This is a genomic window from Streptomyces sp. NPDC042364 (genome assembly GCF_056437585.1).
In genome coordinates, this window is the sequence record NZ_JBWKAJ010000005.1 from 399,795 (window position 1) to 417,290 (window position 17,496).

The following is a 17,496-nucleotide window of genomic DNA, read 5'->3' on the forward strand; positions in this document are numbered from 1 at the left end:
TCCTGCGGTCGTTCTGGTGGAGGGTGAGGCATGCTGATTCCGCCGACATTCGTTCTTGTCCACGGGGCGTTCGCGAACTCCTTCTCGTTCGCGCCGTTACAGGCCGAGCTCGCCCTGCTCGGGCACCGCTCGGTCGCGGTCGACCTCCCCGGGCACGGATTCGAGGCGACGTTCCCGGCGGCCTACCAGGCTCCCCAGGATCTCGACGCCCTCGCCGCGGAGCCGGGGGGCATCAAGGGCGTCACCCTCGCCGACAACGCCGCCCGTGTCATCGAGGTCCTCGAACGGGCCAAGCGGAACGGGCCCACCGTCCTCGTCTCCCACAGCCGGGGCGGCATCACGGCCACCGCCGCCGCCAACGCCCGGCCCGAGCTGATCGACCGGATCGTGTACGTCTCCGCCTGGTGCCCCGTCGATCTCGACGTGAACGACTACTACGCCCAGCCGGAGATGGCGGACGTCGACCTGGGGGGCTTCGCCGGCGCCCTCGTCGGGAACCCGGCGGAACTCGGGCTGCTCCGCACGAACTTCCGCACCGCCGACCCGGCGGCGCTCGCGGCGTTCAAGGGGGCGTTCGCGGCGGACCTCACCGATGACGAGTTCCGGACCTTCCTGAACACCTTCCAGCCCGACGAGAACCTCGACGTCGGCACGTCCGCCGACCGGGCACAGGCCGCGACCTGGGGGCGGATACCCAAGACCTATGTCCGTCTGGCCGGCGACGCCGGCATTCCGCCCGCCGCGCAGGACCGCATGATCCGCGAAGGGAACGCGCTCACCCCGGACAACCCGTTCGACGTCCGGACACTCGAAGGGAGCCATCTGCGCTGGCTCGTCCACCCGGAGCCCGCCGCCCAGCTGCTGGCGAGCCTCGCCGCGCACTGAGCCGGCCGCATATGGCGCGGGCAAGTCGACGACCAGTCCTCTTGTGCAACAACTCCTTCCAGATTCACGGGTGCTCGACGCCGAGAAGGCCGGCGAGACGCTGATGGACACCGCACCCGGCTCCACGAAGAAGCCAAGGCGATCGACACCACGCGCCTCACGCCGCAGGAGGCGGCCGCGCGGACCGCGGGGACCGTCACATGCTGAACGCCCGGCCCGAAAAGGCAAGTTCGCCTTGACAATCTCCAACTGTCAAGGCGTACTTGCCTCATGGCTCTCCCTGATCTGGACGATCTCATCGCGGAAGTGGACCGGAGATGCGACACCGCGCACCGCACCGGCGGACAGGAACAGCCCGACTGGCTCGCGCTCCTTGCCGTGGCCGCGCAACTCGCGGGTGAGTTGCAGGCGTTGGCGGACGACCTGGTCGAGGACTATGTCGAGCACTGTCGTATGCACGGCTCGTCGTGGACGGACGTCGGCGGGGCCCTCGGAGTGACCCGGCAGGCGGTGCAGCAGCGCTTCCACGCCCCGCACAAGCGCTACGGGCCCGAGACGATGACCGACGGGCTGCGTCAGGCCATGGTCCACGTGAAGCGGGCGGCGGTGCACCACCGCAACAACTACATCGGCACCGAGCACCTGCTGTGGGGGCTGACCGCGGAGGACAACGCCGCGACCCGGCTGCTGCGGGCCGCCGGGATCGCGCCCGAGACGGTTCACCGGTCGGTCGGCGACAGGCTGAGCATGGGAGCCTCGCAGGCGGCCGAGCGGATCGCCTGGACCCCGTACTCCCGCAAGGCGATCGCCATCGCCGAGGCACGGTCCGGGGAGCGGGGCGCCGACCTCATCGACTGCGACGACCTGCTGGCCGGGCTCGCCGGGGTCGGACGCGGGGTCGCCGCCGACATCCTGACCGAGGCCGGCTTCGATCCGGACGCCAACGCGCCCGCCGGCGCCTCCTCCGCCACCGCACCCACCACCGCGCCCACCGGCGCGACCGCCGGTGCCGCATCCGCCGACGGCGCCGTCCCGGGGTCCGGTTGATCACCGTCCGCCCATCCCCGTAAGGGAGTTGACTCGTAAGGTCTTGACCTCGACCGTGCTTGATCCGCGAGTCTTTGCGGGTGACTTCGCCTTGGACGACCCGCCTGCTGCCGCCCACCTACCGGCCCCTGTTCGGCCACACCGAGTTCCGGCGGCTGCTGCCGGCCCTGGCGGCCTCGGATCTCGGGGACGGGATGAGCGTGGTGGCCGTGGCCTGGCTCGCCGTGGAGATCGCGCCACCCGGCCGGTCCGGCCTGCTGGTCGGCGCCGCGATCGCCGCGTACGCGCTGCCCGGGGCGGTGGGGGCGCTGGTCTTCGGGCGGTGGCTGCGCCGGCTGCCCGCTCAGCGGCTGCTGGCGGCGGACAGCCGGCTCCGCGCGACGCTCCTCGGCTGCGTCCCGCTCGCCTGGCTTCTGGGGGTGCTGCACCCGGTCCTGTACGTCGTCCTGCTCGCCGGTTCGTCGGTACTGCACGCCTGGGGCAGCGCGGGCAAGTACTCCCTGCTCGCCCGGATCCTGCCGCCGGAGCAGCGGCTGGCCGCGAACGCCCTGGTCAGCTCCAGTTCCTCGGCATCGATCATCGTCGGCCCCGCGATCGCCGGGTTCCTGGCGACCGTGCTGAGTCCGGCCTGGATCATCGGGATCGACGCCGTGTCCTTCGCCGTACTCGCCTTCCAGGTCGGACGGCTGGGCGGCGCCGCGACGACCGCGGAGACGGCCGCGCCGGTCGACACGGGCCAGTCGGCGGCCGGGCTGCACCTGTTGCGCAGGCAGCCCGAACTGCTCGGGGTCCTTGCCCTGACCTGGTTCTTCAACTTCCTCTACGGACCGGTGGAGGTCGCGCTCCCGCTGCACGTGACCGCCGATCTGCACGCCGAGTCCAGTCTGCTCGGGCTGTACTGGACCGTCTTCGGGGTGGGTGCCGTCGTGGGCGGCCTCACCGTCGGCGCCCTGAGCAGGCTCCCGCTGTGGCCCGTCACCCTGGCGATCGTCGCCGGGTGGGGCGGGGTGCTGGTGCCGTTCGGGCTGGGCGCACCCGCCGCCGTCACCCTCGCCTGCTTCGCCCTGGGCGGTGTGATCTACGGCCCCTTCACCGCACTGTCCTACACGCTCTTCCAGGACCGTACGCCTCCGGCGTGGCTGACCACGGTCCTGGCGGCCCGGGGCGCCGCCCTGCTCACCGCCGCCCCCGTGGGCACCGCCCTCGGCGGCCCCCTCACCGCCGCGCTGGGCCCCCGCCCGGTGCTGGCCGCCTCCGGCCTCGCGACCATCGCCCTGGCCGTCGTGGCCACGGCGATGTGGGCGTGGGGCAGCCGGCGCGGGACGGTCGGGAGCGGGACGCCGACCGGGAGCACGGCGGAGGGGGCGGAGGGAGATGAGCGTGGGGAAGTCGGACACACGGTCCACCTCGAATAACTCGTTGCCCAACGGCCCTCCGCCCCACTACCGTTGCCCTCATGACTGCCGGGTCGGCCTTGGGCCGTGAGCGGATGGGTTACCCGGCCTCCGAGTGAGGTCGGGGCGGGCCAGGGGCCCGCCTGCCGGGGCGCGTGGGAGTGCCGCGCCGCAGCACACCACATGACACCGCGTGCATCGCACCGCGGGGCATCGCATGCACGGCACCGCGGGGCACCCACGCCTCGCACCACCTGCACGGCACCGCCTGGCACCACATGCCTGGCACCACCTGCCTCGCGCCCCGTGCATGGCGCCACCTGCCGACACACCCATCGCATCGCATCGCGTCGCGTCGCATCGCATCGCGTCGCGTCGCGTGCCGGCACGGGTGTCGCCCCGCACGCCACCACGCGACATCGCACGCACCGCACCGCACCGCGCTGTTGCCCCGTCCCACCGTGACGCGCACAGCGCGGGCGATCACCCCTGCCCGCACACCACGACACCAGCGATGCCCGCGACACCACGACACCAGCGACGCCGCGCAGAACAGCGGTGCCGCGGCCTCGTCGTGAGCCGCCGGCATCGTCATCGACAGAAAGCAGAGAATGCCCAACCCCTTCAACCAGACGGTCATCGAGGAGTTCCGCGCCAACCACGGCAAGGTCGGCGGCATGTTCGAGGGCGCCCGCCTGATCCTCCTGACCACCATCGGCGCCCGTACGGGCAACCCGCACACCACTCCCCTCGGCTACCTCCCCGACGGCGACGGCACGATCCTGGTCATCGCCTCGGCCGGGGGTTCGCCCAAGCACCCCGACTGGTACCGGAACGTCCTCGCCAACCCCCGGGTGACCATCGAGAGCGGGGCGTTCACCTACGAGGCGGAGGCCGTCGTCCTGGACGGCGAGGAACGGGACCGGGCTTTCGCGCGGGCGGTCGAGTCCGACCCGGGATGGGCCGAGTACCAGGCGAAGACGGACCGTACGATCCCGGTCGTCGCCCTCCGTGAGGTCCCCGTGGCCGGACCCCCGAACATCAGCGCCGGTTCCATGGGCGAGGCCATCAAGGTCGTGCACGACGCCTTCCGCCGCGAACTCGCGCTGATCAAGCAGGAGTTGATTAGCAACGGCAAGGCCACTCTCGGTGCGCAGTTGCGCGTCAACTGCCTCACCTTCTGTCAGGGGCTGCACAACCACCACACCGGCGAGGACACCATGCTGTTCCCGTTCGTCGCCGGCCGGCACCCGGAACTCGCCCCGGCGCTCGCCCGCCTCCATGAGGAGCACGAGCGGATCGCCGCCCTGGTCGAGGAGCTGCGCCGGGCCGTGACGGCCACGGAGAACGCGGACACGGGGGCCGTACTCGCCGAGGTGGAACGGCTCATAGCCGAGCTGGAGGCCCATCTCGACTACGAGGAGGAGCAGTTGATCCCCGCCCTGGACGCCGCCTCGGCCACGGGCTGACCCGCCGGGCGGCAAGCGGGCCGCCACCCGGACACGGACAAGCCGGTGAGCGGCGGACGAGCCCCCTGGGGGGAGGGAGAACGGGCTCGCGTTCCGGCGCTCACCGGCACACCCCGCCCGTAGTCACACGGCCCGGCATCGAGGTCCGCGTCCTGTCATGACTGCGCCGCCATCGCGTAACACCCCTGATGTCGGCGGGCCTTTGACGCGCCGGGCCGCCGGTCACCACGGCAGCGCCCACGCGTGCACCACGTCCAGGCGGGACACCGCCCGGGTGAGCACGACGTACAGCCGGTGCAGGCCCCGCGGTTCGGCCGCCACGATCGCGGCCGGCTCGACGACCACGACATGGTCGTACTCCAGCCCCTTCGCCGTCCGCGCCCCCAGCACCGCGACCCGCGCCCGCAGGTCGTCCGCTCCCCCGGTCGCGACCCCCGCCCCGTCGAGTGCCTCCCGCAGCCGTACGACATGGGCGTCGGCCGCGATCACCCCGATCGACCCCTCACGGGCGAGCGCGTCACGCACGGCGGCGACGGTCTCCGTGACGACCCCGGCCGCCGGGCCGGCGTCCACGGCAGGGGCGTCCACGACATGGTCCCGCTCCCCTTCCCCCACCCTCCGTACCCGGACTTCCCCGTCCCCCCGCAGGGAGCGAGCCGCCGGCACGTCCACGCCCAGCCTTCCCACCAACCGGTTGGCCACGTCCACCACGGCCCGCGGCACCCGGAAGCCGGTGGTCAGGGGGACGACGGCCGCCTCGGGTCTGCCGAGGTGGGCGAGGAGGCGGGGCCAGTCGCGGGCCGCCCAGGGGGTGGTTCCCTGGGCCAGGTCGCCCAGGACCGTCACCGAGCCGAACACGGCCCGGCGCGCGATCGCCCGGCACTCCATCGGCGAGAGGTCCTGCGCCTCGTCGATGACGACATGCCCGTACCCCTCGGGATGCTCAAGGAGCCCCGCGACCTCGTCGAGAAGGATCAGGTCGGCGGCCGACCAGCGCGCCGACCGCCACGAACGCGGCGGCTTCGACCACAGCACGGCCTTCTGCTCCTCCGCGTCGAGCACCCCTTCCGCCGCGGCGGCGAGCGCGTCCCGGTCACCCAGCAGCCGCGCCACGACCTCCTCCGGCCGGACCCGCGGCCACACCGAGTCGAGGAACGCGCCCACCGGCCGCGACCGGGAGATCCGCCACACCCAGGCGTTCGACCGGGGCCCGGCCCGCCGCTCCGCCTGCTCCCGCAGCAGCCCCACGACCCGCGCCCGGACCCGCTCCCGTCCGGTGTCGTACGGCGGCTCCGGCTCCTCCTCCCGTACGTCCGCCACGATCCGCCCGAGCCGGTCGCCGGGCACCCGCCAGCGGTACGTACCGTCCGGCACCACCAGCGCTTCGGGCTCCCCGGTCGCGATCCGGGCGTACAGGGCCCGGCGGAGCACCTCCGCCATCCGGACGTCGTGCTTGAGGACGGCGGCGCGCTCGTCGTCCTCGGCGGTGACCGGCTGCCGGGCGATCTCGTCCGTGACGGTCGACTGGCGCACGCCCACCTCGCCGAGGGCCGGGAGGACCTCCGCGATGTACGAGAGGAAGGTCCGGTTGGGGCCGAGGATCAGCATGCCGCCGCGGCGGAGGCGCTGGGGGTGGGTGTAGAGGAGGTAGGCGGCCCGGTGCAGACCGACCGCCGTCTTGCCGGTGCCGGGGGCGCCCTGCACACAGACCGAGGCCGCGAGACCGGCGCGCACCAGGTCGTCCTGCTCCGGCTGGATGGTGGCCGCGATGTCCCGCATCGGCCCGGTCCTGGGCCGCTCGATCTCGGCGGCGAGGAGACGGCCGGGGGTGAGGTCCTCGTCGCTCGCGCCCCCGCCACCCAGGTGCTCGTCCTCGAACCCGGTCAGGTCGGCGGAGTCGCCCCGGCTGCCGGGAGCCCAGCCGAAGCGCCGCCGGACGGCCACGCCCCTCGGGTCCCTGGCGCTCGCCTGGTAGAAGGCGCGGGCCACCGGCGCTCGCCAGTCCACGACCAGCGGCGGCGACCCCGGATGCTCGGTGATCCGCAGCCGCCCGATGTGATAGCTCTGCCCGGAGTGCTCGCCCCCCTGCCCGCCGCCCTGCCCGCCGCCCTGCCCGCCGCCCTCGAAGTCGAGCCGGCCGAAGAACAGCGGCCCCTCCGGCAGTTCACGCAGCTCCTTGGCCTGACTGCGGAGCCGGTACCCGAGCACCTCCGCGTCCGCCCCCGAGGCGGAGACGTCCTCCCCGATCACCACCTGCTCCCCCGCCCCCTCCACCATGGCGGCGAGGGCGGCGCGGCAGGCGTCGTGGTGGACGCGCTCACGGACGAGGGCGTGACGCAGGGCGGAGGAGGGGTCGGCCGGGTTCCCGGGCGCACGAGTGGACGTCATTCCGCCGAGCGTACCGAAATAACGTAACCGAGTTAAATTTTTTACCGAGACTCAGCTCTTGGGGCCCTCACCCGACCAGCGTCCGCTCCAGCCGCCCGAACACGCGCTCAGCCGCCGCGACGGCCTCCGGCTCGATCTCCTCCGCCCGCTCCCCGCGCTCGATCCGCCGCCAGTTCTCCATCGCGAGCACCCGGCGTACGGCGACGAGCTGCCCGGCGGCGACCCGCGCGTCGAGCCCGCCGCCCAGCACCTGGGCGAGCGCCTCCTCGGACCGCTCCAGATGGCCGTACATGCGCGCGACCAGCGACGGCGTGCCGTAGAGGAGCCGGTGGAACGCGAGGACGCGCGGGTGGTCGTTGAGTCCGGTGACCGGGTCGCGCCGGGCCAGCCCGGCCAGGAAGTGGGCCCGCAGCGCCCCCACCACCGACTCGCCCTCGGCCCGGCCGGCCACGACTCGCGCCGACTCGGTCTCGTGGTCGGCGATGCGGTGCAGGACGAGATCCTCCTTCGCCGGGAAGTAGCGGAAGAGGGTCGGCTTGGAGATCTCGGCGGCCGCGGCGATCTCGGCCACGGACACCGCGTCGAAGCCCTTCTCCAGGAACAGCTCGATCGCGATCTCCGACACCGTCTCGTACGTCCGCCGCTTCTTGCGCTCCCGCAGGCCGGTCTCACTCATGGGGGCGAGCCTACGCAGACCGCGCGGGCGCCGGACCCGGCGCCCAGGGAGGCCCGGGAGCCGTCGAAGGCGTTCGCCCGGGCGTGGAGCCCGAGGCCCGCGGTCGCGGCGGCCAGGGTCATGGCGTACCCGTCCACCGCCCGGCGCACGTTGGGCGCCTCCAGGCCGTCACCGGTCACGAGGCGATCGAGGTCGACGTAGGCCGAGCGGACGGTCTCGATCCAGCGATAGACCCGCCAGTCGTCCCGCCAGCCCTTGGTGCACTCCTCCGGCATGAGCCGGCTCCAGCGGTTGAACAGCCGCTCGCGGATGTCCGCGAGGGTCGGGGTGAGGTGCATATGGCGCACCAGGTCGTAGAGCGGGTCGCCCACCATCGCCATCTCCCAGTCGATGAGGGTCAGCCCCGCACCGTCCTCGCGCCGCACGAGGTTCCACGGGTTGAGGTCGCCGTGCAGGAGGGCGGGGCGGCGCGGGGTCAGCAGATGGCGCCGGAGGAGTTCGCCCAGGCGGCCGCTGCCGGGCAGCCCGAGTTCGCGGGCGAGGTCGCCGGTCCGCCGGGGGAGTTCGGCGACCATCCGGATCAGCTCGTCGCACAGCCGGGGGTAGAAGTCGTCGAGGGCCGCGCTCCGGTCCAGGTCCCGGACCTCGACCCGGGTCAGCTCGGCGAGCTGGTCCACGAGGTCGTCCGCCTCGTGCGGCAGCAGGCCGTCCACCGGGTGGTCGGGGCGCCGGATCGCTCCCGCCGGCCCCTCGTAGGAGTGAATGGTGAACCGGTCCCCCGGTTCACTCGTGCCCAGCGCCAGCACCCGCGGGGCGCGCACCCCCGGGCAGGACAGCTCGACGGCCCTGAGGACCGCGTGCTCGTTGAGGAAGCGCCGCTCCCGGGGCACGGCCGTACCGACCTTGCGCCGCACCATCACGGGGCGCGGGAAGCCGGACACCCGTACGGCCGTACTGATGTGAGCCGTCCCCCTGAACACCCGGTCCGCGGAGACCGCGCCCTCCTCGAACAGCGCTTCCCGCACCGCGGAGGCCGGGAACTCCGGATGCTCGGGCACCCTCGGGTCGCGCTCCCAGGAGATGGCGGCGACCATCCGCGCACGGCTGTGCCGCTTGCCGTGGGACGCCTTCCAGCGGGAGAGGACGCGCTCGACGGCGGTCTCGTCGGGCACGCGCCTGAGCCGCAGGGGTTCCTCGGCCGCCACCAGGGCACGGTGCACCGTGCGGGTCGCCTCGTCCAGGTCCCGCTGGTCGGAGGAGTCACCGAGCGAGGTCACCGCGCGCATGACGTCCGGGTAGACGGACTGGGCCCGCTCGAAGGCGACGTAGTGCTTCAGGTCGCGGTCGAGGCCCTTGACGGCCTCGCTCCGCCGCCGGCCCATCGCCTCGCCCCACGCGGCCGTCACCTCCTCCCACTGCCCGTCCGGGTACCGCATGCGCACCAGATGGGTGGCGAGGTCGTGCAGGGGGTCGCCGTAGCTCGCCAGTTCCCAGTCGACGCAGGTCAGCGGGGGGTCGCCGGTGTACGACACGATCACGTTGTCGCGGTGCAGATCGGTGTGGAGCAGGCTGAAGGGGCGGCTGATCATCGCCGGCACCCGCTCGGCGAACCGCGGCAAGGCGTCGTCGGGGATGCCCAGGGTCGCGAAGAGCCCGCCGAACCTCTCCCAGTTGCGCCGTCTGACCTGCTCCTCCGCCGCACGGGCCAGCGTCCGCAGGAAGGCCCGGCTGTCCCTGCTCGACCGGGGCCACGACTGCGGCAGCGGCGGCAGGTCCTTCCGGCGCACCCGGGTCAGGTCCGCCAACAGCCCGGCGAGTCCCTGGACCAGACGGGTGTCCACCGGTTTGCCGTCGGGGCAGATGCTGGACAGGGGTACGCCCGGCACATGGGTCAGGACGGTCAGGCCCCGGCGCTGGACGAGACACCGTGGCGCGTGCGGCAGGGCACCGCGGATCGCGTGCAGGACCTCCGCCTCGTCCGGCCACGTCCTGATGACCACGGGCAGCGCGGACCGGATGCGCTGCCGTACGGTGACGGACTGCCCCTCGTCACAGCCCACGAGCCGCCGGTCGGCCTCCGTCAGCGTCCGCACCGTGTAGTTGAGGTGGTGATGGCCCCGGCCGAACGATCCCAAGGTCCTGGCCTGGCGCACGAAGTCGTCGTACGCCGTCCTCCGGGCGCCAGGCATGGGTGGACCATCCAAGGGGAACTCCTGAACAGCCGTGCGTCGCCTCTGATGTGCATGCGACGAAAGTTGAGAGTGGGGACACTGTAATGGGCTGAGCCCCGCGCCACCCGGTCAACGACTCGTTCAGGGCTCGCGTTCGGCTCCCGCGTCCGGGCGCCCCGTTTCGGGCGGTTCGGGAGGGAGCCGCCGCCGGGGAGCCGCCGCCAGGAGTCGAACCGGGTCTGCCGGCTCTCGATGAACGCCGGCCCGGGGGAACCCCGGGGCGCCCTCGTCGCCGACGCGCCGGGTGATGTCCGGGGCGCACCGGGCGGCGGGCACGGTCCTGCTCATGCTCATGGCTCAGGCCCGGGACCGCAGCACCCCGAGGACGGTTTCCAGTGACCTGACGACGACGCGGGCACCGGCGTCCCTCAGCTGCCTTCCCTTGTCCTCGTCACGGGCGTAGCCGAGGAACGGCACTCCGGCCCGTTCGGCGGCGATGAGGTCGGTCGGGGCGTCGCCGATCATCAGGGCCGCGGAGGGGGTGGCGCCCAGGGCGCCCAGCGCCCGGTTCAGACAGTGGGGGTCGGGCTTCAGCAGATGGAGGTCGCTCGTCCGGCCGTATATGTGCGGGCTGAAGCACCCGGTCAGACCACGGCCGGCGAGGTAATCGGCCACGGTGCGGGGCGAGTTGTTGGTGGCCACGGCGAGCCGGCCGCCGAGCGCCGACCAGGTGCGGATGAGCGGATCGGCGTACGCGGTGGGCATGGCGGAGGTGACCGCCCTCAGCTCCTGCTGGGTGAACCTCTCCTCCAGCTCGGCGACCAGATCGCTGCGCGGGTGCCTCCTGTCGATGGCGTACAGCACGACCATCGGATCCGGGTGGACCCGTTCCTCATCGGTGAGCAGGCCGTGCAGCCCCTGCCCCTCCAGCCATGCGACCAGATCCTTCGCCACCTGCTCCGCGGAATGGCCCGCGAACAGCCGACAGATCGGCCCATCGAAGTCGAACAGCACGTAACGAACAGGAGCGATCAGCTCTCGTAGGATCTCTGTCTCCACGGTCACCGCATCAGTCTGCTTCGCATCAGGTGTCACTAGGAGAGTGTCAGGTCCGTGGTGATGGTTTCCCAGAGGGCGTCGAACCACTGCTGGGACTGCTCCACGAACGCCTCGTCCCGTCGGCCGGTCTCCCGCGCGAAGGAGAACAGCAGTGACTGGGTCCCGAAGGCGTCGTACATCTCCAGCGGGCCGCCCTCCAGTTGCTCCTCGCGCTTCATGAGCATGTAGTAGGCGATGAGGGCCTCGGTGCCGTTGAGGAGGTACAGCTTCACCGGCGGGGTGAAGGGCAGGGCCCGGAAGGTCACGCGGACGTCGATGCCGTGGGAGGTGCGCAGCGCCGTGAGGTTGTGGCGCAGGACGCGGATCTGGGCGTTGCGCTGGTCGAGCCAGCGCTTGTGGACGGGGTCCTCCTCGTCGTCCTCGCCGCGGCCCTCGACGGGCACCGGGAAGGCCAGGTTGATCTTCCGCGAGGGCAGGAGGATACGGACGTCGATCGACTCGGGGCGGATGGTTCCCTCATGGATGAGGCGGACCGGTTCGCCGAGCGCCAGCATCAGGGTCTCCGCGGTGAGGCAGGCGGCGTCGACACGGACGTGCGGTGCCGAGAAGGCCTCGGCGAGCCGTGAGGCGAGGCCCACCATCGTCGGCTGGGGGTCGTTGCCGGCGGGGCGGGCGGCCTCGGCGACCCGGGGCGGGCTGCCCTTGCTCACATTGCTCAGCAGTCCGTCCTCGTGCAGGACGCGCAGGGCCTGACGCACCGTGCCGCGCTCGACGCCGAACTCGTCGGCCAGCTCGGCCTGGGTGGGCAGACGTTCGCCCGGCCTGAGCTCGCCGCTGCGGATGCGTTCCCGCAGGGTGGCGGCGATCTCCTGGGACGAGAGCCTTCTGCTGCCGTTCACTGCGACGTTCTCCTGGGTCACGACCAAAACGCTACAACTCTGATCCATCTTTGTGGAGTTCACCGCAAGGTGGTTATGAGTATCAACCAAGTGGGCACCATCTAATCAGAGTTGGTGACCAACTTGGTGAAGTTGGCGGAAGTTCTGCCTCCTCTTACCGGCCCCGCCTCAGCGCCTCGAAGGAGGTACCACCATGCCCGCCATCGCCCTCCTCTCCGCCATCGCCGTCGTCGCCTTCCAGCAGATGGTCGAGTGGCGCTACGGCACGATGGGAATCGTCGGCCTGCTGTTCCTCTCCATCGGCCTGAAGGCGCGCAACCACACGTGCAGCTCCATAGGCGCCGTCATCCTCGCGCTGGTCTTCGCGGGCCCCGCCCTCTGACCCGGCCGCGACCGCCGTCAGCTGGTGAGCACCAGCTCCGAGCTGATGGTGTCCCACAGCGCGTCGAACCACAGCCGGGACTGCTCCACGAAGCTCGCGTCCCGGGTGGCCGAGGCGGCGCCCCCCTCGAACGCGAACAGCATCGACTGGGTGCCCTCGGCGTCGTACATCTCCAGCTGTTCGCTGTCCACTTCCGTCTCCTTCCGCTGCACGGTGTAGTACGCGAACAGCGCCTCCGCCCCGTTGAGGAGGTACAGCTTCACCGGCGGGGTGAACGGCAGCGCGCGGAAGGTGACACGGACGTCGACGCCGTGCGTGGACCGCAGGGCCAGCAGGTTGTGCCGCAGGACCTGGCCCTGGGCGTTGCGCTGGGCGAGCCAGCGGCGTTGCAGCCGGCCGTCGACCGAGGCGTCGACCGGCGCCGGGAAGGCGAGCGGGATGTTCCGGCTGGGCAGCAGCACCCGTACGTCGACCCTGGCCGGTTTTATGCGCCCCGCGTGAATCTCCCGCAACGGCTCACCCACGGCGAGCGTGAGGGACACGGCCGTGAGACACAGGGCGTCGATCACCACGTGCGGGGCGGCGAAGGCGGCGGATATGCGGGGGGCGAGTTCCACCATGGTGGGCCGTGGCGGCGATCCGGAGCCGCCGGTGAACGTCATCGCCGGGTCCGGAGCCACCGTCGCGGGGCTCCCCTTGGAAACGTTGGTGAGCAGCCGCTCCGACTGGAGGATGCGCAGTGCCTGGCGGACGGCACCGCGCTCCACCCCGAACTCGTCGGCGAGCTTGGCCTGGGTGGGCATGCGCTGCCCCGGTCGCAGCTCGCCGGACCTGATCCGGCGGCGCAACACGTCGGCCACCTCGTGATGTGACCTCCGGGGCCGCTGTGACGACTTCCGTCGATCGACGGCCGTACGTTCCCGCTCCACGAACAAACATTACAACTTCGCGCCATCTTGCGGCAGTTCATGGGAAGGTGGTTATGAGATGACTCCAAGCGGAGATAAGTAAGGATGAGTTGGTCGCCAACTTTCCTGACATGGTCCAACCTTCAGCCGGTTGGTGACCTCGCTCACACAGACCGACCGATCGACCTCCCTTCCGGAGGGGAGCCGGGAGTTCGACCGGTCCGCACAGCCACAACTGAATGGCACAGCCACAACTGAATGCGCAGCCACAACCACAACTGAATAGCTACGGATGCAGCACACCCGCACACCGAGGAAAGGTCGAACGACAACTCCCGGGTCCCGGCGGCGGACCCGGCATCAGAAGATGTCCGGGCACCACGGGCGCCTGGACGTCCGCAGCAGGGCGTCGGCGACAGCGGCGGCGCCCTTCCGCTGTTCCCGCACCCGGCCGAGCGCGGCGAGCCGCACCGCCGACTCGTCACCCAGCCACAGCGTCGCCAGATCGGCGATGTCCAGCACCAGATCGCCGTCCTCGGCCGTCGGAACGCAACTCGCGCCGTCCGGGCCGGCGTCCAGCCGGTAGCGCCCGGCCCCGAACCGTCCCCCACCCTCGACTCCGCTCGCGCGGCGGGACCCCCATCGGTCGGCGATCTCCAGCACCAGCGTCCCGGTGCCCGCGTACGTCCGCGCCTCCAGCGCCCGTACGACGTCGAGGATCCGCACCCACAGCCAGTCCGCCTGGGCGGTGACGCGCGCGGCGCGCGGGTCGGGGAAGAAGTGCGGGAGGAGGTCGTCGGGGGCCCGCCAGCCCGTCTTGACCCTGGTGATCCAGTCGATCGAGCAGAGGTAGTGCCACAGGGCGCGCTCGGCGGCCGGGGTCGTCGCGATCAGCCAGTTGACCTCGGCCGTGTTGTGCGGCTGCTTGTCGTGCCAGTTGTCGTCCGACTCGTACGACACGAGGCCCTCGACCTCACCGGACGCCGAGCGGTACACCGCGTAGAACGGCTCGGTCCACGACGACACGATGCCCGGCTCACCGGTGTTGAGCCGCCACCAGCGCTCGTCGCGGCTCACGGCGCCCGGCTGGGCGCGGCGCAGCCGCTCGTGCAGCTCCGGGCCGAGCCTGCGTACGTCCGGGCCGTCGACGAGGTCGATACGGCCGCCGTCCTCGGGGCCCGACCAGCGGGGGTCCAGGCCGGTGCGGGGCACGTCGATCATCCACTCGGTGGTCGAGGTGGCGGGGCCGAAGCCGTAGCGGCCGTAGATCGGGTACTCGGCGGCGATCAGCGTGGCGACGACGTCCCCGCGTTCCCTGGCGGCGGTGAGGTCCTCGGCCATCATCCGGCTGAGCAGGCCCCGGCGGCGATGCGTGGGGCTGACCGTGACGTTCGAGACGGCGTCGGCGGGGACGGTCGCACCGCCCACCGCCGTCAGCCGCTGGGGGAAGGAACGGAACGTGGCGACGCAGCGGTCCCCGTCGAACGCGCCGAGCGTACGGGCCGGGTCGATGTGCGCGGTCCGGTCCTTGAACTCCTGCTCGGACCAGGTCTCCGGGGGCCGGAGGAACCCGGTGTTCAGAGCACGGATCCAACCGGCCTTGTCGTCCTCGGTGATGGCACGCACGGCTATGTCCTGGGAGGGGCTCATGAACCCACGCTAGGGGGTGCGTGGAGGGACTGTCGCGACGATTTCCGGGGCACCCCGGTCAGCCGAACCGTGCTCCTCAGAACACCGCCCGCACCTCCCCCACCTCCCGCCCGCCCCCCAGCAACGGCTGCCGGCCGATACGGGAGATCACCGGTCCCTCGACCCCCATCAGGGTCAAGGCCCGCCCGAGCACCGGCCCCAGCGCCCGTCCCCCTCCGTCGTCGACCTTGAACGCCAGCGCACGGCCGTCGGGGAGCGCCACCGCCTGGACCGCCTCCGCGCCCATCTTGGACAGGGTGCCGGGAACCTCCCGCATGAGCCACGTGTCGTGGCGGCGCGTACCGGCGACGTACTCGGGATGGGCCCGCATCGCGTCGGCCACCCGGCGCTCCGCGGAACCGTCCGGCGCGAGCACGAACGAGCGGAACGCACGGGCCAGCCCCGTGAGGCTGATCGCCATCAGGGGAGCACCGCAGCCGTCCACGCCCACCGCCGCCACCGGCTCCCCCGCCGCCTCCTCGACCACCGTGCGGATGAGCCGCTGGAGGGGGTGGTCCGGGTCCAGGTACGACTCGACGGGCCACCCCCGCAGCGCCGCCGCCGCGAGCATCGCCGCGTGCTTGCCGGAGCAGTTCATGGCGACCCGGTCGCGGACACCGCCGGCGGCCAGATACGCCTCCGCCTCCACCCGGTCCAACGGCAGATCCGCCGGACACCCCAGCGCCTCCGCGCCCAGCCCCCACTCCGCCAGCATCTTCCGGACGAGATCCCGGTGGAAGCCCTCACCCGAGTGGCTCGCGGCGGCCAACGCCAGCCGCTCCCCCGTGAGATCGAGCCCCGCGCGCAGCACACCGGCGGCCTGCATCGGCTTGTTCGCGGACCGTGGGAAGACCGGCGTCGTCACCTCCCCCCACGCCCACTCCACGGCCCCGTCCGCCCCCAGCACCACGAGACTCCCCCGGTGCCGCCCCTCGACGAACCCCGACCGCACGACCTCAGCGAGAACGCGCGGGACGGGGGAATCACCGGACCCGGAGGTCGTCTCCGGTTCATCGGACCCGGAGGTCGTCTCCGGTTCATCGGACCCGGCGGGTGCCGTCTCCGGCTCTGTGGGGTTCGCGGACATCGGCGGTCACCTTCCGGTACGGGAGCGGCGGCGTCTCACTCCGGTACCCAACACCGGCCACCCGGCACACCATGCCCGGTCCCTCGGCTCCGGTGGTCGACGGAGCCGGGGCCGAGCCGGGGCCGTGACGGCCCTGCCCGGCGTCTCAGCGGAGCAGGTCGTCCACCTGCGCCTCGCCCTCCCGGTAGCGGCGCGCGATCTCGGCGCTGCACTCGTCCGCCGTGCGCTGGAGCCGCCGGCGGCGGCCGGACACCCGCTGCTCGTAGCGGGTGAGGCGGGCGAGCCCGGCGGTGAGTTCCTCGTCGGTGCGGGCCGCGAGGTCGGACAGCTCGACCTCGGCGAGCATCTCGGCCGCCAGCAGCCGGTACTCCTCGCCGTGCGGCGTCCGCACGGTCACATGCCGGGCCGAGGAGCGGTGTCGCGCCGGGGCGTCGGTGAGGATCTCGGAGAGCCGGTCGACCAGCGCCGTGGGCCGCCCGTCGGAGGCGGACGGCTCCCCCGCGCCCCCGCGGCGCGCCAACTCGGCCCGCAGGATGTCGATGCGGCCCTGCAGCAGCCGCCGCACATAGCTGAGGTCGGCCTCGTCCCGCTGGGCGTCCCGGCGCAGGGTGCGCAGCTCCGGCAGCCGCAGCCGTGACAGCTCGCGCTCCGGTGTGTCCGACGGCGGCAGCGGGCCGCTGTCCGTGCGCTGGACCGGCGGCCGGCGGATCCCGGGTGCGGGCCCGGTCCCCGTTCGGGCAAACGTGACAGTGACCGGGGGCTGCCCGGTACTCGATGTGCTCATGCGCCTCAACCGTCCCCTCGACCGGTGTGTGTGAGCATCGTGCCACTCTCGGTGGCCGCTATGTGACCGAGTCCCCGCGATCCACCCCCAGACGGTCGGTAATGGATCAATAAGAAAGACCGGGCAAAGCGCTCCTCAAACGCCTGTGATCACAAACCGCCCGTAAGGAGGACCCCCTCACGCACGGCTGATGGACGGCGGCGGGATGATGGTCGGCATGCGTGCGGTGGTGCAGAGGGTCGACGGCGCGAGCGTCGTCGTGGACGGTGAGACGGTCGGGGCGATCGAGGGCGAGGGCCTGTGCGTCCTGGTCGGGGTGACGCACGAGGACACCAAGGAGACAGCAGCGCAGCTGGCGCGGAAGCTGTGGTCCCTGCGGATGCTGAACGACGAGAAGTCGTGCAGCGACGTCGACGCGCCGCTCCTGGTGATCAGCCAGTTCACGCTCTACGGGGACGCCCGCAAGGGCCGCCGGCCCACCTGGAACGCGGCGGCCCCGGGCGATGTCGCGGAGCCGCTCGTCGACGAGGTCGTGGCCCGGCTTCGGGCGCTGGGGGCGACGGTGGCGACGGGACGGTTCGGCGCGAAGATGCGGGTGTCCCTGACCAACGACGGCCCCTTCACGGTCCTGCTGGAGATGTAGCGGCCGTGCCGGGCC

15 protein-coding genes and 1 pseudogene are annotated in these 17,496 nt (G+C 72.2%); 7 read left to right on the forward strand and 9 right to left on the reverse strand.

From position 1 onward, the window contains the following. The first annotated feature begins 30 nt into the window (after positions 1-30). The 5 genes and pseudogenes from AC067N_RS13600 to AC067N_RS13620 all read left to right on the forward strand — a co-directional run bounded on the left by AC067N_RS13600 (position 31) and on the right by AC067N_RS13620 (position 4,795). Positions 31-885, forward strand: coding sequence for an alpha/beta hydrolase (locus AC067N_RS13600; RefSeq protein ID WP_478679045.1), 855 nt, complete (start codon positions 31-33; stop codon positions 883-885). A gap of 43 nt (positions 886-928) precedes the next feature. Next, positions 929-1,006 (forward strand): annotated as a pseudogene (locus AC067N_RS13605) (ATP-binding protein); the annotation flags it as partial. Between the two features lie 149 nt (positions 1,007-1,155). Beyond that, positions 1,156-1,932, forward strand: coding sequence for a Clp protease N-terminal domain-containing protein (locus AC067N_RS13610; RefSeq protein ID WP_478679046.1), 777 nt, complete (start codon positions 1,156-1,158; stop codon positions 1,930-1,932). A gap of 80 nt (positions 1,933-2,012) precedes the next feature. Further along, the gene (locus tag AC067N_RS13615; RefSeq protein ID WP_478679047.1) at positions 2,013-3,347 is read left to right on the forward strand and encodes an MFS transporter; all 1,335 of its coding nucleotides are present in this window, start codon (positions 2,013-2,015) and stop codon (positions 3,345-3,347) included. Between the two features lie 590 nt (positions 3,348-3,937). Next, a complete protein-coding gene (locus AC067N_RS13620) occupies positions 3,938-4,795 on the forward strand; it encodes a nitroreductase/quinone reductase family protein (protein WP_478679048.1) in 858 nt (285 codons plus the stop codon). Positions 4,796-5,017: 222 nt separating this feature from the next. Here AC067N_RS13620 and AC067N_RS13625 read toward each other — a convergent pair whose 3' ends face one another. From AC067N_RS13625 to AC067N_RS13645, 5 genes are all read right to left on the reverse strand, one after another. Then, on the reverse strand, positions 5,018-7,183 hold the full coding sequence (locus AC067N_RS13625; RefSeq protein ID WP_478679049.1) for a HelD family protein: 2,166 nt from the start codon (positions 7,181-7,183) through the stop codon (positions 5,018-5,020). Between the two features lie 67 nt (positions 7,184-7,250). Next, positions 7,251-7,859: a TetR family transcriptional regulator gene (locus AC067N_RS13630; RefSeq protein WP_478679050.1), complete on the reverse strand. Its 609-nt coding sequence runs from the start codon at positions 7,857-7,859 to the stop codon at positions 7,251-7,253. Continuing rightward, positions 7,856-10,048 carry a phosphotransferase gene (locus AC067N_RS13635; RefSeq protein WP_478679051.1) on the reverse strand — a complete coding sequence of 731 codons (2,193 nt, stop codon included), beginning with the start codon at positions 10,046-10,048 and terminating at the stop codon, positions 7,856-7,858. Before AC067N_RS13635 ends, AC067N_RS13630 begins: the two co-directional genes overlap by 4 nt. A gap of 339 nt (positions 10,049-10,387) precedes the next feature. Then, complete coding sequence (locus AC067N_RS13640) at positions 10,388-11,095, reverse strand: HAD family hydrolase (protein WP_478679052.1); 708 nt, start codon at positions 11,093-11,095, stop codon at positions 10,388-10,390. A 29-nt stretch (positions 11,096-11,124) separates the two neighbouring features. Further along, on the reverse strand, positions 11,125-12,015 hold the full coding sequence (locus AC067N_RS13645; protein ID WP_478679053.1) for a GntR family transcriptional regulator: 891 nt from the start codon (positions 12,013-12,015) through the stop codon (positions 11,125-11,127). Positions 12,016-12,181: 166 nt separating this feature from the next. Here AC067N_RS13645 and AC067N_RS13650 point away from each other — a divergent pair, with 166 nt between their 5' ends. Continuing rightward, on the forward strand, positions 12,182-12,370 hold the full coding sequence (locus tag AC067N_RS13650) for a hypothetical protein (protein ID WP_468103107.1): 189 nt from the start codon (positions 12,182-12,184) through the stop codon (positions 12,368-12,370). Positions 12,371-12,387: 17 nt separating this feature from the next. Here AC067N_RS13650 and AC067N_RS13655 read toward each other — a convergent pair whose 3' ends face one another. The 4 genes from AC067N_RS13655 to AC067N_RS13670 all read right to left on the reverse strand — a co-directional run bounded on the left by AC067N_RS13655 (position 12,388) and on the right by AC067N_RS13670 (position 16,838). Next, a complete protein-coding gene (locus tag AC067N_RS13655; RefSeq protein WP_478679054.1) occupies positions 12,388-13,230 on the reverse strand; it encodes a winged helix-turn-helix domain-containing protein in 843 nt (280 codons plus the stop codon). Positions 13,231-13,638: 408 nt separating this feature from the next. Then, entirely contained in the window at positions 13,639-14,928 is a 1,290-nt protein-coding gene (locus tag AC067N_RS13660; RefSeq protein WP_478679055.1) for a GNAT family N-acetyltransferase, read from the reverse strand. 76 nt (positions 14,929-15,004) lie between these two features. Next, positions 15,005-16,054 (reverse strand): asparaginase, encoded by a 1,050-nt coding sequence (locus tag AC067N_RS13665; RefSeq protein WP_478679056.1) that lies wholly within the window; start codon positions 16,052-16,054, stop codon positions 15,005-15,007. Between the two features lie 145 nt (positions 16,055-16,199). Then, entirely contained in the window at positions 16,200-16,838 is a 639-nt protein-coding gene (locus AC067N_RS13670) for an RsiG family protein (RefSeq protein ID WP_478679057.1), read from the reverse strand. A gap of 217 nt (positions 16,839-17,055) precedes the next feature. Here AC067N_RS13670 and dtd point away from each other — a divergent pair, with 217 nt between their 5' ends. Continuing rightward, positions 17,056-17,481 (forward strand): D-aminoacyl-tRNA deacylase, encoded by a 426-nt coding sequence (gene dtd, locus AC067N_RS13675; protein WP_478679058.1) that lies wholly within the window; start codon positions 17,056-17,058, stop codon positions 17,479-17,481. Positions 17,482-17,496: the final 15 nt, after the last annotated feature.

Coding starts and splice junctions, on each gene's coding strand:
- AC067N_RS13600 (WP_478679045.1), top strand. CDS start 31: ATGCTGATTCCGCCGACATTCGTTCTTGTCCACGGGGCGTTCGCGAAC.
- AC067N_RS13610 (WP_478679046.1), top strand. CDS start 1,156: ATGGCTCTCCCTGATCTGGACGATCTCATCGCGGAAGTGGACCGGAGA.
- AC067N_RS13620 (WP_478679048.1), top strand. CDS start 3,938: ATGCCCAACCCCTTCAACCAGACGGTCATCGAGGAGTTCCGCGCCAAC.
- AC067N_RS13625 (WP_478679049.1), bottom strand. CDS start 7,183: ATGACGTCCACTCGTGCGCCCGGGAACCCGGCCGACCCCTCCTCCGCC.
- AC067N_RS13630 (WP_478679050.1), bottom strand. CDS start 7,859: ATGAGTGAGACCGGCCTGCGGGAGCGCAAGAAGCGGCGGACGTACGAG.
- AC067N_RS13635 (WP_478679051.1), bottom strand. CDS start 10,048: ATGCCTGGCGCCCGGAGGACGGCGTACGACGACTTCGTGCGCCAGGCC.
- AC067N_RS13650 (WP_468103107.1), top strand. CDS start 12,182: ATGCCCGCCATCGCCCTCCTCTCCGCCATCGCCGTCGTCGCCTTCCAG.
- AC067N_RS13660 (WP_478679055.1), bottom strand. CDS start 14,928: ATGAGCCCCTCCCAGGACATAGCCGTGCGTGCCATCACCGAGGACGAC.
- AC067N_RS13665 (WP_478679056.1), bottom strand. CDS start 16,054: ATGTCCGCGAACCCCACAGAGCCGGAGACGGCACCCGCCGGGTCCGAT.
- AC067N_RS13670 (WP_478679057.1), bottom strand. CDS start 16,838: ATGAGCACATCGAGTACCGGGCAGCCCCCGGTCACTGTCACGTTTGCC.
- dtd (WP_478679058.1), top strand. CDS start 17,056: ATGCGTGCGGTGGTGCAGAGGGTCGACGGCGCGAGCGTCGTCGTGGAC.